This is a genomic window from Synechococcus sp. CS-1332, assembly GCF_025127995.1.
Classification (GTDB): domain Bacteria; phylum Cyanobacteriota; class Cyanobacteriia; order PCC-6307; family Cyanobiaceae; genus Cyanobium.
This window is the reverse complement of record NZ_JAHLYP010000040.1, coordinates 61,171-76,251: the sequence shown is the minus strand read 5'-3', so window position 1 is coordinate 76,251 and position 15,081 is coordinate 61,171. Positions and strand designations below refer to the sequence as shown.

The 15,081-nt window shown below is 69.1% G+C and carries 15 protein-coding genes; 1 reads left to right on the top strand and 14 read right to left on the bottom strand.

Going from position 1 to position 15,081, the window contains the following annotated elements:
* The 3 genes from KQ305_RS09170 to KQ305_RS09160 all read right to left on the bottom strand — a co-directional run.
* Positions 1–199: glycosyltransferase (locus KQ305_RS09170; RefSeq protein ID WP_259725100.1), on the bottom strand; the 199-nt coding region annotated here is incomplete at its 3' end.
* Entirely contained in the window at positions 196–816 is a 621-nt protein-coding gene (locus tag KQ305_RS09165; RefSeq protein ID WP_259725099.1) for a TIGR04282 family arsenosugar biosynthesis glycosyltransferase, read from the bottom strand. The genes KQ305_RS09170 and KQ305_RS09165, both read right to left, overlap by 4 nt.
* Before the next feature lie 41 nt (positions 817–857).
* Positions 858–1,994 (bottom strand): trypsin-like peptidase domain-containing protein, encoded by a 1,137-nt coding sequence (locus tag KQ305_RS09160; RefSeq protein ID WP_259725098.1) that lies wholly within the window; start codon positions 1,992–1,994, stop codon positions 858–860.
* Positions 1,995–2,085: 91 nt separating this feature from the next.
* Between KQ305_RS09160 and dnaA the strand changes: the two genes are divergently transcribed.
* Positions 2,086–3,519, top strand: coding sequence for a chromosomal replication initiator protein DnaA (dnaA, locus tag KQ305_RS09155; RefSeq protein WP_399231141.1), 1,434 nt, complete (start codon positions 2,086–2,088; stop codon positions 3,517–3,519).
* Positions 3,520–3,522: 3 nt separating this feature from the next.
* On the opposite strand, the gene cbbX is transcribed toward dnaA, so the two are convergent.
* The 11 genes from cbbX to KQ305_RS09100 all read right to left on the bottom strand — a co-directional run bounded on the left by cbbX (position 3,523) and on the right by KQ305_RS09100 (position 15,030).
* Positions 3,523–4,491, bottom strand: a complete 969-nt coding sequence (cbbX, locus tag KQ305_RS09150) for a CbbX protein (RefSeq protein WP_259725097.1) — start codon at positions 4,489–4,491, stop codon at positions 3,523–3,525.
* Positions 4,478–4,723: a 4a-hydroxytetrahydrobiopterin dehydratase gene (locus KQ305_RS09145; RefSeq protein WP_254956821.1), complete on the bottom strand. Its 246-nt coding sequence runs from the start codon at positions 4,721–4,723 to the stop codon at positions 4,478–4,480. The genes cbbX and KQ305_RS09145 overlap by 14 nt, the downstream gene beginning before the upstream one ends.
* 15 nt (positions 4,724–4,738) lie before the next feature.
* Positions 4,739–5,899 carry a CO2 hydration protein gene (locus KQ305_RS09140; RefSeq protein ID WP_259725096.1) on the bottom strand — a complete coding sequence of 387 codons (1,161 nt, stop codon included), beginning with the start codon at positions 5,897–5,899 and terminating at the stop codon, positions 4,739–4,741.
* A complete protein-coding gene (locus tag KQ305_RS09135; protein ID WP_259725095.1) occupies positions 5,896–7,428 on the bottom strand; it encodes an NADH-quinone oxidoreductase subunit M in 1,533 nt (510 codons plus the stop codon). Before KQ305_RS09135 ends, KQ305_RS09140 begins: the two co-directional genes overlap by 4 nt.
* A gap of 9 nt (positions 7,429–7,437) precedes the next feature.
* Positions 7,438–9,282: an NAD(P)H-quinone oxidoreductase subunit F gene (locus tag KQ305_RS09130; protein ID WP_259725094.1), complete on the bottom strand. Its 1,845-nt coding sequence runs from the start codon at positions 9,280–9,282 to the stop codon at positions 7,438–7,440.
* An 11-nt stretch (positions 9,283–9,293) separates the two neighbouring features.
* Complete coding sequence (locus KQ305_RS09125) at positions 9,294–9,761, bottom strand: ferritin-like domain-containing protein (RefSeq protein WP_259725093.1); 468 nt, start codon at positions 9,759–9,761, stop codon at positions 9,294–9,296.
* 5 nt (positions 9,762–9,766) lie between these two features.
* Entirely contained in the window at positions 9,767–10,417 is a 651-nt protein-coding gene (locus KQ305_RS15360) for a BMC domain-containing protein (RefSeq protein WP_311134336.1), read from the bottom strand.
* 79 nt (positions 10,418–10,496) lie between these two features.
* Positions 10,497–10,748 (bottom strand): carboxysome peptide B, encoded by a 252-nt coding sequence (locus KQ305_RS09115; RefSeq protein ID WP_259725092.1) that lies wholly within the window; start codon positions 10,746–10,748, stop codon positions 10,497–10,499.
* A complete protein-coding gene (locus KQ305_RS09110) occupies positions 10,748–11,050 on the bottom strand; it encodes a carboxysome peptide A (protein ID WP_259725091.1) in 303 nt (100 codons plus the stop codon). Before KQ305_RS09110 ends, KQ305_RS09115 begins: the two co-directional genes overlap by 1 nt.
* A gap of 2 nt (positions 11,051–11,052) precedes the next feature.
* Positions 11,053–12,588 (bottom strand): carboxysome shell carbonic anhydrase, encoded by a 1,536-nt coding sequence (locus tag KQ305_RS09105; RefSeq protein WP_259725090.1) that lies wholly within the window; start codon positions 12,586–12,588, stop codon positions 11,053–11,055.
* Between the two features lie 6 nt (positions 12,589–12,594).
* Positions 12,595–15,030: a CsoS2 family carboxysome shell protein gene (locus tag KQ305_RS09100; RefSeq protein WP_259725089.1), complete on the bottom strand. Its 2,436-nt coding sequence runs from the start codon at positions 15,028–15,030 to the stop codon at positions 12,595–12,597.
* Between the last annotated feature and the right edge of the window lie 51 nt (positions 15,031–15,081).

Below are 15,081 nucleotides of genomic sequence, written 5' to 3'. Positions count from 1 at the left end.
GGCCGCCCCGGCCGCTGCCGTCGTGGAGCACCCGGGCGCCGGCCAGGGCGGCCAGCCGTGGGGTGCCATCGCGGCTGCCGCCATCCACCACCAGCACCTCCCGCACCAGCTCCGGTGCCGTGGCCAGATCCGCCAGCAGGGCCGGCAGGCCGCGGGCCTCGTTGCGGGCGGCGATCACCACGCTCACGGGCGGCCTCATCGCCAGGGGGCCAGGTCGGCGGGGCGGTCGAGGTCGTGGCGCTCCGCCAACAGGGCCGCGTCCAGGCCAGCCTGCCCGGCCAGTTGCAGGGTCTGCGCCAGCACCCGGTCGCTGCCCCAGTCGATGCCCGTGAACAGCTGGGGGGTGGCCTGGCGCCGGCCGATCAGCCAGTAGCCCCCGTCGCCGGCGGGGCCCAGCACGAGGGCGTTGTGCTCCAGCGCCCGGAACGCCTCCAGCAGATCCTCGGCCGCCAGAGCCGGCAGGTCACTGCCGATCAGCACCACGGCCGAAGCCCCCTCTCGGCAGCCGCGCAGCAGCTGACGCTGCAGCCGCAACCCCAGGCTGCCGGTCCCCTGGGCCACCACCCGGTCGACCCCGAGGCGGCGGCCCCAGCGCGCCGCGGCCCCGGGACCCAGGCCGCTCGCCGCCAGCACCAGTTCGAGTCCGCCCCCTCGGCCCCCAGCGGCTCCGGCTACCGCCATGGCCCTGCGGGCTTCGGCCGCAGCCGCCAGCCCGTGCTGGGTGAGGCGAGCCTGGATCGCGGCGGCCCTGGCCCTGCCCACCCCAGGGACGAGGCGGCTTTTGCAGCGGCCCGGAGCCGGCCAGCGGGCCAGCATCACCAGCTGCGGTGGTCCGGTCCCCCGGCCCCTCGGTGGCCTCAACCCTCGCGCGGCAGTTCGGCGGGGCGGACGGTGAGGTTCTGCCTGGAGCCGTCGCGCAGCACCGTGATCGTCAGCGGATCGCCCACCTTGCCCCGGTCGACGCCCAGTTGGACCTCCGAGGCGTTGCGGACGGTCTTGTCGCCCACCTTCTCGATCAGGTCACAGGGCTTGAGCCCGCCCCGGGCCGCCGGGCTGTTCGCCATCACCTCGACCACCACCACGCCGTTCACCTCCGGCAGGCGGCATTCACTGGTGGTGGCGTTGATCTCCTTGGCCAGCTGGGGGGTGAGGGCCTGCAGGCGCACACCGATGTAGGGGTGGCTGGCATAGCCGCGCTCGAGGATCTGGGCGGCGATCTGCCGGGCCGTGTTGATCGGGATCGCGAAGCTCAGACCGGCGCCTGGCGCCTGGCGGATGGCGGTGTTGATGCCGATCACCTGGCCGCGGTCGTTGATCAGGGGCCCGCCACTGTTGCCGGGGTTCACGGCCGCGTCGGTCTGGATGTAAGGCACGCGCTGGCCCTCACCCACGGCGTTGGTGCGCTGGATGGCGCTGATGATCCCGGCCGTCACCGTGTTGTCGAGGCCGAGGGGGTTGCCGATGGCAATCGCCCATTCCCCCGGCCGCACCTTGTTGGAATCGCCCAGGGTGGCGACCGGCAGCTTGGAGGCCACCACCTTCACCACCGCCACGTCGGTCAGGGGATCGGCCCCCAGCACTTTGCCGGTGAAGCTGCGGCCGTCGGGCAGGGTCACGCTCACCTCGCTGGCCCCCTCGACCACGTGGGCGTTGGTCAGCAGCACCCCGTCGGAGCGGGTGATGAAGCCCGATCCCTGGCCCTGCTGCTGCTGGATGGCCGGACCCCGGCCGAAGATCCCCCCCAGGGGGTTCACGGTGCGCTTGACCGTGTCGATGCGCACCACGGCCGGGCCGGCCTTCTCGACCGCATCCACGATCACGGAACTGCTGGGCTGCAGCGTTGGCGCCGGTGCCGCATCGCTGATGGGGGGCTGCTCGGGCTTCGGCAGGCCCGGCAGGCCCGGCAAGGCCAGACGGGTGCCGGTGCAGGAGGTCAGCAGGCCTGCTGTGGCCGCCAGGAGGCTGAGGCGGGACAGGAAACGGGGCTGAACCATCGGGGGCGGACGGGCGTCGCTGAAGGATTCATTAAAGACGAACCTCCGGGCACGGGATGCCTATATTCGGCCATCGCGTCGTGGGCTCCTGGTGCAGCAGGGTGATCAGCTGTGGCAGCGGGTGAGCCAGGATCTTCAGGGCAGGCTCAGCAAACCGACCTACGAGACCTGGATCCGTCAGGCTCGCTGCCGCGACTACGCCGACGGTTTGCTGCGTCTTGAGGCCCCCAACAGCTTCGCCTGCGGCTGGCTGCGCAAGAACTACCTGGTGATGATCGCCGCGGTGGCCAGCGAGCACGCCGGACGGCAGGTGCGGGTGGAGGTGGAGGTGGCCCCGGATGCCGAACCCCTGGCCGGGCCGCTGGAGGTTGTCGGCGAGAACGGCGGCGCGCCGCCGCTGCCAGGGGTCGAGGCCCCCGTGCGTCCAGCGGCGGCAGGCCCGACCGGTGGTGCGGGGGGGGGCACCAGGACGGTGCCGGCGCCCCTGCGCCTCGGAGCGGGCCTGAACACCCGCTACGTGTTCAACCGCTTCGTGGTGGGGGCCAACAGCCGCATGGCCCATGCCGCTTCTCTTGCGGTGGCTGAGGCCCCCGGCCGGGAGTTCAATCCCCTGTTCATCTGTGGCGGGGTGGGGTTGGGCAAGACCCACCTGATGCAGGCCATCGGCCACTACCGATTGGAGATCGATCCAGACGCCCGCGTTTTCTATGTCTCCACCGAGACCTTCACCAATGACCTGATCCAGGCGATTCGCAAGGACGGCATGCAGGCCTTCCGCGATCGCTACCGGGCGGCCGACCTGATCCTGGTGGACGACATCCAGTTCATCGAGGGCAAGGAATACACCCAGGAGGAGTTCTTCCACACCTTCAACGCCCTGCACGAGGCCGGCCGCCAGATTGTGATCGCCAGCGACCGGCCCCCCAGCCAGATTCCCAAGCTCCAGGAGCGGCTGATTTCCCGCTTCTCGATGGGGCTGATTGCCGATATCCAGATCCCCGACCTGGAGACCCGCATGGCGATCCTGCACAAGAAGGCCGAGGCAGAACAGGTGTCCCTGCCCCGGGAACTGATCCAGTACATCGCCGGGCGCTTCACCTCCAACATCCGTGAACTGGAAGGCGCCCTCACCCGGGCGGTGGCCTTCGCCTCGATCACCGGTCTGCCGATGACCGTGGAATCGCTCGCGCCCATGCTCGATCCGGTCGGCAATGAGGTGGCGGTCACCCCCCAGCAGGTGCTGGAGAAGGTGTCCGAAGTGTTTGAGGTGCGCATCGATGAGATGCTCAGCCCCAGCCGCAAACGGGCCGTCAGCCAGTCGAGGCAGGTGGGGATGTACCTGATGCGTCAGAACACCAACCTGTCGCTGCCCCGCATCGGCGAAGCCTTTGGCGGCAAGGATCACTCCACCGTGATGTACGCCGTGGAGCAGGTGGAGAAGAAGCTCAGCAGCGACCCCGCCTTGGCCCGGCGGGTGCAGCAGGTGCGGGACCTGCTGCAGATCGCCTGCCGCCAGCGGCGCTGACCCTCAGCCGGCGCCGGTCAGGGGCCGGGCCGGATCCAGCCCCTCAACTTCCCCGTGGAACACCCGGCTGGCGATGATGTCGTCGGCCTCGATCGTCATCAGGTCGATTTTGGTGAGGGCCTGGCCCATGCCACTGAACAGCCGGTTGGCCTGGCGCATGCGGGCCCGGTCGATGGCGTTGCGAATCGACCGGGCATTGGCGAAGAAGGGCAACTGCATGCGGCGCTGGATGTAATCGGCGAAGGCCGCGCCCGCCTCCGGGCTGAAGCGGTAGTTCTCCGCTGCCAGGATCAGCTGGGCGATCGCCAGGAGTTCCGTGGCGGTGTAATCGGGAAAGTCGATATGGTTGGCCACCCGCGAGGAGAGCCCAGGATTGCTCTGGTAGAAGATGTCCATCCGCTCCTTGTAGCCGGCGAAGATCACCACCAGATCGTTGCGGTTGTTCTCCATCACCTGCAGCAGGATCTCAATCGCCTCGGCGCCGTAGTCCCGTTCGTTTTCGGGCCTGTAGAGGTAGTAGGCCTCGTCTATGAACAGCACGCCGCCCATCGCTTTTTTGAGCATCTCCCTGGTCTTGGGGGCGGTGTGGCCGATGTACTGGCCCACCAGATCGTCGCGGGTGGCCGTCACCACATGGCCCTTGCGTACGTAGCCGAGCCCGTGCAGGATCTTCGACATGCGCGCCGCCACCGTCGTCTTGCCGGTGCCGGGCCGGCCGGTGAACGACATGTGCAGGCTGGGGGGAGCTGTGTCGAGCCCCACCTGGGTGCGGGCCCGGTTGATCACCAGCAGGGCGGCGATCTCCCGGATCCGGGCCTTCACCGGGCGCAGGCCGATCAGTTCCCGGTCGAGCTGGTCGAGACCCTCCTTGATTCCGGCGGCGTCGTAGGCCGCCCGCAGGTCCACCAGCGTCGATTCCTGGGAGTCGGCCACCCCAGCTGGGTCGGCAGCGTCGTCGCTAGAGGAGACCATCAATGGCCTTGGCGAAGGTTTCCTCCGGTTCGCCGATCGGGTCCTCGTCGGCTTCGGCGCGCAGCGTGAGGTTCACGTAGGTGCGCCCGAAGCTGATGTCGGGGAAGCGGCCCTCCTGCTCCGAGAGGCCGTTCAGGCGCTCCAGGAAGGTGCGGGTGCGTTCGTAGTCGTCGAACTCGATGCGGCGCTCGAGCCGATCGGGTCGGGGCCGCCGGGTCCAGGGCTGATCCATGGATCTGACCCTAGATCAGCCCGGAGCGTCGAGACAGTCGGTGCGGGCCACGCAGAGCCGGGCGGCCCAGGCGGCGGCGTAGGCCCGGTTGGCTGCCTGCTCCGCTGGGACGTCGCTGCTGAGTGAGTGGGGGAACGTGCCGGCGATGGCCGCGTTGGTGACGCAGAACATCGCCTTCTGGAACGTCATGCAGATCTTCACGCGCACGTCCCCTGAGCCGCGGATGCCGGCCAGGTAGGTCTGGTGCAGGCGGTCCGGCAGGTGCCGGTACATGTCCTGCATCAGCAGGCTGGGCGGGATGCCCGAGCCCATGGTGGGGAGCGGGTCGGCGTAGAGGGCGCCATACATGAACTGGGCCTGGTCGGGGGAGATCTGCTGGGCCTGGGCGTTGAAGGACACGGTGCCCAGGAACGGGGTGCCGCGCAGAAACACCGCTTCGACATAGGGAACCGCCACATCCATCAGGAAGGTGAGGCCCGCCTCGGGGGGCAGCACCCAGAAGCGGGTGCCTGCGATCTCCACCGCGTAGGTGATCGGGGCCCCCGCTGCTGCCACCAGACCGTCCTTGATGAAGCTGACCACCGCGGCGATCGAGTCCACCCGCCCGTCCCGCTCGGCCCTGGCCAGATCGATGAACAGATCGCTCATCACCCGCCAGAACTGGCCGAGGGCATGGGTGGTGGCCGCCGAGCGGATCAGTTCACTCAGGAACTGCGGAAACAATGGGTTGAGGACCGCCAGCAGGGGGTCGCGGCGGGTCTTGTGGGCCACGATGGCGGCACAGTTGGCCGCAAAGGCGTCGCTGTCGAGGTAGGCATCGAGGCCACCGGTGCCGTGCCAGAGCATCGACTTCTGGCAGTACTCCGCATATTCGAAGTTGATCCGGTCGTGCAGCAGATGGCGCCAGATCTTCGCCGGGCTGTGGTCACCATCGAGGAAGCGGAACACCGGGAAGGGATTCAGGAACTGCTTCTCGGCCTGGTAGATCAGATTGATGCTGTAGGCATCCAGCACCTCCCCGTAGCTCTCCAGCACGTCCACCACCTGGCTCAGGTGATCGGGGGACTCGTCCAGCAGGGTGCGTCCGGCCAGCAGGGATTCCACCAGATCATTGGCGGAGGGCAGGCCGCCCCTGAACGTGAGGGGCGGTTTGGGGGAACGGGGGATCGGTCTCATGACAGCAGCCCTCCGCCCTGGATCGCCGCCACCAGGGCCGGCAACTGGGCCATGGCGGTGGTGGCCTGTTCGCTCAGCTTGCCCAGTCCCCAGGGCAGCACCCCCAGGACCACGACGCCGCTGGCCAGCGCCAGGGCGGGCAGGGTTTCGCGCAGGGCCACGGCCGGCAGGCGCACCTCCAGGCGGGAGTCGGCCACCGGATCGCCGCTGGGGGGGGTCACCGCCAGCCGGCCGAAGAAGGCCCGGTTCACCAGTAGCAGGAAGTACACCGCCGTGAGGCCGGAGCCCACCATGCACAGCAGGGTGGCCACCGGGAAGGCGGCGAGGCTGCCGCGGAACACCAGGAACTCGGAGATGAAACCCGCCATGCCGGGCATGCCCGCACTGGCCATCACCCCCAGGATCATCAGCGTTCCGGTGAAGGGCAGGCCCCGCTCGGGGTTGAGCAGGCCGCGCAGCACTTCCAGGTCCCGGGTGCGGGTCTTGCGGTAGACCACGCCCACCAGCAGGAACAGCAGGGCGGAGATCAGGCCGTGGCTGACCATCTGGAAGACGGCCCCGAGCAGGCTGACGGGGGTGGCAGCGGCCGCCGCCAGCAGGATGTAGCCCATGTGGCCCACGGAGCTGTAGGCGACCATCCGCTTCATGTCCCGCTGGGCGATGGCCGCCAGGGAGCCATACAGCACCGACACCGCCGCCCAGCCCGCCAGCCAGGGAGCGAGCAACGCCCAGGCCTCCGGGAATATCCCCAGGCAGAAACGCAGCAGGCCGTAGGTGCCCAGTTTCAGCAGCACACCGGCCAGCAGCACCGACACCGGCGTGGAGGCCTCGGTGTGGGCATCCGGGAGCCAGGTGTGGAAGGGCACCAGGGGGATCTTGATGGCAAACCCGATCAACAGCGCCCCCAGCAGCACCAGCTGGGTGCCCATGCCCAGCTGGGCCGTGGTCACCGCGTGGATGCCGAAATCGGCCTGGCCGGTGACCAGGGCGAGGCCCAGGAAGGCCCCCAGGATCAGGAAGCCTGAGATGGCCGTGAAGATCAGGAACTTGGTGGCGGCATAGCCCCGGTTGGCGCCGCCCCAGATCGAGATCAGCAGCCAGAGGGGAATCAGCTCCAGCTCATAGAAGAGGAAAAACAGCAGCAGGTTTTCTGACAGGAAGGCCCCGTTCACCGCGCCGCTGATCCCGAGCAGCAGGGCGAAGTAGAGGCGGGGACGCTGGCTGAGGTCGCGGGTACAGATCGCCGACACCAGGGTGAGGGCGGCGTTGACCAGCACCAGGGGCATGGCCAGGCCATCGACACCCAGCCGGTAATCGAGGCCGATGCTGTCCACCCAGGCAAAGGACTCCTGCAATTGCAGGCCCGGATCGTTGAAGTCGAAGGCCAGCAGCACCCGCAGGCTCCAGAGCAGCTGCAGAACCAGCAGGGCGAGGGCGGTGCGGCGGATGCGCTCGGTGGACAGCTCGCCTGGCCAGCAGAGCAGGCCGAGGGCGCCGGCGAAGGGAATCAGCAGCAGGGCGCTCAGCATGGTTCCGTCTCAGCTCCCCAGCCAGGAAAGGCTGCCGATCAGCACCACGATCGCCGCCACCACGGTGAAGACGTAGGTCTGCAGCCGGCCGCTCACCCCAAGTTTGAGGCTTTCGGCCGAGGCCATCGAGACGTCGGCGATGCGGTTGACCAGCCCGTTCACCACCAGCTGGTCGAAGCCATTGGTGATCCTGGCCAGGCCGGCCACGAAGGCCACGATCGTGGCCCGGTAGATGCGGTCGGTGTAGAAGTCGAAGGCCAGCAGATCCTGCAGGACGCGCAGCGGTTGGCGAACGGAGCGGGACCAGAAGGTGTCCAGGGGGACCAGGCTGCCGGCCAGCAGACCGGCCAGACCGCTGCCCACGAGCACCAGGGCGGTGAGGCTCGAGAAGGCCCCGATGCCGGGAACCCGGTCGATGCGGGCCATCACCAGGGGCGTCACCAGCACCAGTACCGCAACGGTCACCATCGGCAGGGCCATCAGCCAGTTCACCTCGGGGGTGCGGCGGGTCTTGGGGTGGGGGGCTCCCATGAACACCTGGCGATAGACCCGTGTCAGGTTCAGGACCGTCAGTCCATTGGTGAGCAGCACCACGGCGGCGAAGAATGGGGCCCTGGAGCTCAGCCCCTCCACCATCAGGCCGAAGCTCCAGAAACAGCCCAGGGGCAGCAAGCCGGTCAGACCGGCCGCCCCCACCAGGAATCCGGTGGTGGTGGCGGGCATCCGGGAGCCCAGGCCACCCAGTTCGGTGAGGTCCTGGCAGTTGGTGGTGGCGATGACGCTGCCCACGCTCATGAACAGCACGGCCTTGGCCAGGGCATGGGAGAAGAGCAGCAACAGGGCGATGAAGGGCTGCTGCAGGGCGATGGCCACGAACACCAGCCCCAGATAGGAGGTGGTGGAGTAAGAGCAGGCCCGCTTCAGGTCGACCTGGGAGATGGCCACCAGGGCACCGCCCAGCGCACTGATGGTGCCCACCGCCAGCAGCACATCGATCACCACCGGCGAGATCAACAGCAGAGGCATCACCTTCAGCAGCACCACGGCGCCACAGGTCACCACCACGGAATTGCGCAGGATCGAGGCCGGGTTCGGACCCTCCATGGCCTCATCCAGCCAGAGGTGCATCGGGAACTGGGCGCATTTGCCCATCGGCCCGGCGATCAGCCCCAGGCCCAGCAGGGTGGCCCCAAGGGCGGGCAGGGTCTGGTTAGCCGACCAGGCATAGAGATCGTTGAATTCCAGTGATCCGGCCAAGGCCGACAGCGCCACCACGCCCATCAGCAGCAGCACATCCCCCACCCGCTTGGTGAGGAAGGCGTCGCGGGCGGCGGTCACCACCAGGGGCTGGGCGTACCAGAAACCCACCAGCAGATAGGTGGAGAGGGTGAGCATCTCCAGCAGGAAATAACTCATGAACAGGTTGCTGCTCAACACCACCCCGGCCATGGCCCCTTCGAAGAACCCGACCAGGGCGTAGAAGCGGGCCAGGGACCATTCCTTGTCGAGATAGCCCAGGGCGAACACCTGCCCCACCAGGCTCATGAAGGTGACCAGTTCGAGGGCCGCCAGGTTGGTGAGGGAGAGATCGAAGCCGATGCGCAGATCCAGGTCCGCCGCCGCGAACCAGGCGATGTCGAGGTGCTGGGGGCCGAGGGCCAGCACGGCGCGCAGCACAAGGCTGCCGTGCAGCACCGCCAGCAGGGTGACCAGCAGGTTGAGGTAGGCGGCCGGACGGGGGCCATTGCGTTTGATCCAGCCCGTCGCCCAGGGCAGCGACAGCAGCATGCCGCTGAATCCGTAGAGGGGGATCAGCCAGCTGAGCTGGATCGACAGGGGAAGGGTGTCCGGCAATGGGAGGGACGTCAGAAGGTGGCCCTTTGCAGGGACCGGGACTGGGCATTGCCCAGGCTGTCCAGCCAGGCCGCCAGCGCTTCCCCATGCTGCTGTTCTTCGTCCCTCAGGGTGCGGAAGAAGGCTTCATTGTTGCGATCGCCGATCAGCAGACAGAAGCGCGTGGCTTCGTCGTAGTGCTGGATCAGATCCTGCTCCAGGACTGCATTGAGGCGCAGCAGACCCACCAGATCGGCGGCGTGGCCCACGGGCCGCAGCTGGGACGCGGCCGGGGCCACCCCCAGCTGGAGCATGCGCTGCACCAGCCGTTCGGCATGCCGCAATTCCTCGACCGTTTCCTGGCGGAAGCGTTCGGCGGCGTCGGCCTCGCCCCAGAGCTCCACGAGGGAGGCCTGGGTCATGTACTGCTGCACCGCAGACAGTTCCAGGCTCAGCGCGCGGCCCAGGTAGCCGAGGACGCGCGGATGGGCGGCGTCCATGGGGATCAGCCCCTGCGGCCGATGCCGGAGGCCGCCAGGGCAGGCTCCACTTCGCTGTGGGGACGGGCGATGATGTGGGCGGCCACCAGGCCGTCGCCCACCCGCTCGCAGGCATCGGCGCCGGCGCGGACGGCCGCGTTCACTGCACCGGTCTCGCCGCGCACCATCACGGTGACGTAGCCGCCGCCGACGAACTCACGCGCGATCAGGGTGACTTCCGCTGCTTTGGTCATGGCGTCCGCCGCCTCGATCGCCGGCACCAGGCCACGGGTTTCAATCAGGCCGAGGGCAATGCCGTGGATGGTGGGGGCCATGGGGGAGGTACGGGGAGTGGGGGTCGTGGGGGGGGTGCCGGCAGCACCGCTGCCGCTGGCGCGGCGGCTGGGGATGGAGGCGCTGGAGCGGGCCGTGGTCGCCGTGGCTGGGGTCCGGCGGGGCTGGCGGGCCGGAGCGGTGGCGCGAGCCGCTCGGGGGGCCTTGGTGGCGGCCGCCGGTTTGGGATCCGCCGGCTTGGTTGCCGCAGCCGGTGGCAGCGCCGGGGGGCTACCGCCGCCGGCTGGCACCGTGGTGGTGCTGGCCGCCGGCGACGGAACGGTCGCCGGCGTCGCCGGGGTGGGAGTGGCGTCGGGACCGGTGCGGGGGGTGCGGCTGGCCATGGGACGGGCGCGGGGAGGAGGAACTGGAGTGGAGACGATGGAAGGAGGCAGGCCGCCCGGTGGCGGGGCCCCCCGGCGCCTACCCGTCCGGCTCCCAGAAATCGATGATGCCGGCGATGGTGAGATCAATCTGCGACTCAGGGTTGCCACAGGCGAAGCGGGCGGCCGAACCGCTGGCCGTGAACACCCAGTTGCCTGGTGAGGCGCCAACGGGATCCACCGCGACGCTGAGCTTGCCTTTGGGGCTGCGCAGCACCCGCAGGTTCCAGTGCTCCAGACCGGGAACCCTCTGGGAGCAGACCAGGGAGCCGGTGACCTGCAGGATTTCCATCAGGCCGTGCCCCCCGGGGTGGCCGGGGCGCCGCTGGGGGGCGGACTGGCCTTGCCGGCTTCTGGATCCCAGTGGTCGATGATCCCCACGATCGTGAGATCGCTGGGATAGGACTTGCTCCCTGCCGCTTCCCGGGCCGCCGAGCTGCCCACGCAGATCACCCAGTCGCCGGGGATGCAGCCGACCGCGTCGACGGCCACCTTCTGGGTGCTGCCGTCCTGAACCACCTGGAGGTGTTTGTGCTCGAAATCGGGGATGCGATTGGTCGAGACCAGGGGTTTGACCACCTTGCAGATCAACATGGTCAGTGCCCTCCTGCGTTAGTGAGGCTGATGGTGGAACCTACCGCCTCGGCGGGCGTGTGGCGTTCCTGGTCGCGCACGGTGAGCAAGGCATGCAGCAGGCCCTGGGAGAAAAGATCGGCGTAACGGTTCTCGATCGCTTCCTGAACCCGCTGGGCATGGCGCACCGCCCGCTCCCGGGCGCCCGGCACCTTGCCGTTGTAGTCGAAGCGCACCACCACGGGCACCGGCAGGCCGCGGGAGACGTTGAGGCCCTTGAAGATCTTCACCCCCACGTCCATGTCGGGGGCCCCCTCCTCGACGGTGTCCATGTAGGCGAAGTAGGTGAGGTTGCGCAAGTGGATCTCCTTGAAGCCGATGCCCACGCCGATGAAGCGCTCGGCATGGCCGGCATCGGCGTAGTGCCCGTGGTGGTACTGGCGCACGTAGTCGATCTGGGAGATGTTGTGCTCCAGCAACCGGGCGATCAGGCGCACCATGCCCGGATCGGGGCTGCTGGCCGCGGCCGCTTCTACCAGTTCAGCGATCCGGAGCCGGGCCTCCTCGGGATGGAGGTGGCGCGTCGCCTCATACACCGTGGCGGCATCCAGCCAGTGGTCCAGGCGGGTGCTGCCGTCCATGCCCGGCACGTGCACCCGGATGGCGTCAGTGTCGGTGTCGATGCCCAGCAGCAGCAGGTCGACGGAGGCGCCGCAGCAGAAGCTGTTCTCCACCGCTTGCTGGAACTCCATCAGCCGCTCTCGGCCGCAGCTGGCCGCCAGGGTGTCGTCACTGCCGTGGGCGGCGCAACCCTCGTGGGAGGGATCGCGGGAACTGAAGTGGTAGAGCACCACCTTCAGGTAACGGGTGTCGTCGTGGGCGGGGTTGGGAATGCCCTCCCGGTAGCGGCGATGTTCGGTCTTGACCCAGCGATTGACCGTGTTCTCCACATCGAACAGGGCACCGGCGTGGGGCCGGCGGCGCACCGAGCTGAACGGCAACCGCAGAGCGAAGGCGATGGCATGGGCCAAGCGGCCGTCGGCGCAGGGGGTGGCATCCAGCAGGTGGAAGCCGCAGGAGAGCAGGAAGGCGTTGAATTCCTCCGCCGCCGGGCTGCCGGGCTGGCCATGCAGGGGATCGTCGCGGAAGAAACCGTCGCTGGTCTGCTCGTAGGTTTCGAAAACGCACCAGGCGAACAGGCTGCGCATGTCGAGCTGGCTGACCCAGGCCTTCTCCAGGATCGGCAGGGGCAGGCTGAAGCCAAGCTCCGCCTGGGCCAGGCCCTGGGCGCGCTCCACGAAGTCATCCTCGTGCTGCAGGGCCGACAGGCGCTTGAGCACGGGCACGATCCGGTCGAAGGCGTCCTTGACACCGCGGTCGTAGGTCTGCAGGGCTGCGTTGGCGGCGCTGTCCGTCAGCGGATGGAGGCCGGACGCCCCCTGACCGAGCCGTACGGCTGCCAGACGCCTGGAGAGATCGACGCCACCGGGAGCCTCACTCCGGCGCCGGGGGGCGCTGGGGGCAAGGGCACGGATCGCTGGGGCCGGGCGGCGGGGCATCAGAGATTAGCCGCGGGCTCCGCCGGAGACCGTGATCAGGGAACCGGAGTTGGTGCTGCCGCTGGATCCGGTGATCTTGTTGGTGGGCTCGGGCAGGTCCTCGTTGCGCTTGCTCTGGAAGCCGGGCATGGCCGCCATCGGACCGACCCTGCTGGGGTTGCGGCGACGGGCCGAGGCCCCCTCGGTACCGGTCACGTGCTTGCCACGACCCCAGTCATCACCGGTGATGTTCAGGCCGGCGGAGAGGCCTTCGCCGGTGATACGGGAGGTGGGACGGGCATCTTCGTCCACGGTCACCGGCGCGGCCGGTTGGCGCTGCCGGACCGCTCCGGGGGGTTGCGTCGATCGCTGCCGGACCGGCGCCGGGCCGCGCCGGTCGAAGCGGAACTGTTCGGTGCCGGTCACCTTGTCGGCGGCCATGTCGAAGGGGCCGGTGATGCGGTTGCCCTGTTCGTAGCTGTTGCCAGTGACGCCACCAGGGCGCTGGCGGGCGGTCTGGGCCGTATGGGCGGCACGGGCTGGGGACTGGACGCTGAACTGCTGCCAGGGTTGACCCGTGAGGGGCTGGGGGAAATCCGCGTCCTGGGTTGCGGCGGCGCCGCAGGCTTCAGCCAGCTGGTCGCCACCGATGTAGGGGGTGCCGGTGATGTCCTCGCAGGCGCCATGCTCGGCACCGGTCATGACACCGCCGATGCCGGGCTGCAGGCCGCTGAGACGCGGTCCCGGGGTGCCCATGCGGGCGGGGGTGCGCTGGCGGATCTCGGCCACCCGGTCGGAGGCGCACCAGGTGCCGGCCTGCTCCATGCCGGCGTAGGGGGTGCCGGTGACGGCCTTGCAGGTGCCGGGTTCATCGCCGGTGACCTTCTCGGAACGGCCGGTTCGAGTGCCGCTCACCACCAGTGCCTTGTTGGTGACGCTGAACCCGACCTTGGCGGCTTCCGGTGCTGGTTTGGTGCCGCAGAACTGCTCGAACTGCTGGGTGCCGATGTACTCGTCGCCGGTGACCATTCGGCAGGAGCCCGGCTCGTCGCCGGTGACGTGCTCGCTGCGGCCCACATGGGTGCCGGTGATGCCGGTGCCGCGCAGGGTGTGCAGGCTGCTGACCTTGGCTGGAGCGCGCCCTGGCACCTCCGACTGGTCACCCACGTACTGGGTCCCGGTGAGCTGGCGATTGGCGCCGGGCTCGTTGCCGGTGACCCGCTCGGAGCGCTCCACGATCACCCCGGAAACAGGCCGGCCGGCGGTGGTGCGGGTGAGCCCCACCTTGCGGGGGGAGGGGCTGGTGGTGCCGCACCAGGCGGCGCTCTGGTTGGCGGAGATGTATTCGGTGCCGGTGATGGTCTTGCAGGTGCCGGGTTCGTCGCCGGTGACTTTTTCAGAGCGGCCCACTTCGTTGCCCGTGACCCGGTTGCCGTGGCTGGTGGCGCTCACCCGCACCTTGGCGGGCTGCAGCGGAGTGGGGTCGCTCTGGCAGAAGGTGCGGAAGATTTCGGCGCCCAGGTACTCGGTGCCGGTGACCGGCCGGCAGGTGCTGGCCTCGTTGCCGGTGGTCTTGAGGGAACGGTTGGCCTGGGTGCCGGTGACGACCTGGCCCCGGACCGTCTCGCTCACGCCAACTTTCCAATGGGCATCGGCGGTGGCATCAATCTTGGCCTGGCCCCGGCGGGGGCCGGTGGGACGGGAGCCACCGCTGCGGGAGCTGCCGGCGGAGCCCACCTTGCACTTCAGTTCGCGCACCTTCTGGGCCAGCTCGCGGCTGCTCATATCGGGGTTCGCCTGGCGCGCCACCGAGGCGGCGACGGCGCTGGTGGGGGCGCTGGCGGATTTGCCGCGCTTGGAGAGGGCCTCACGGCGGGCCATGACGATCGCCCGGCTGGGGTTGTGCTGGGCGGTGCGCTTGGCGACGCCACGGCGCTCGCCAGTGCCGTTGCGAGCGCTGCGATTAGCCAGGGACGCCCCCAGGCCGGTGGAGCTGCTGGGGCTGGCGGCCGCTGCCGCCTTGGCGTCCTTGCAGCCACAGGGGCGATCGCTTGCCACCGCGGAGCTGGCGGGGGTGGTGTTGGATTTGGAGGCGCTCATCACCTCCTGACGGGTGCGATCGCGGGAGGTGTCAGCGCGCTTGCCACGGCGGGAGAGGGCTTCACGGCGCTCCAGCACCAGGTTGCGGCTGGGGTTCGCCAACGGCTTGGCGTTGCTGCGATGGCCGGAACTGGAAGGGGAGGTCAGCGAGGTGGAGGCACGGCGTGGTGCGGCGCTGCTGCGTGGTGCGACCTCGGCAGGGGCTGACGCAGGACTCGCTACTTCGGTGCGGCTGCGCTGGGCATCGGCGGCCGTGCGCACCCGTCCCGGGGAGGACATGAACTGGGCGGTGGCTTTCTTGCCGCCGTTGGTGAGGGCCTTGCGGCGCTCCAGAGCTGCTTCCCGACTGGTGGTCCTGGCCATGTCCGCCCCGTGAATGGATGATCAAAAGTGATGGACCCCGACCGCCGGCCG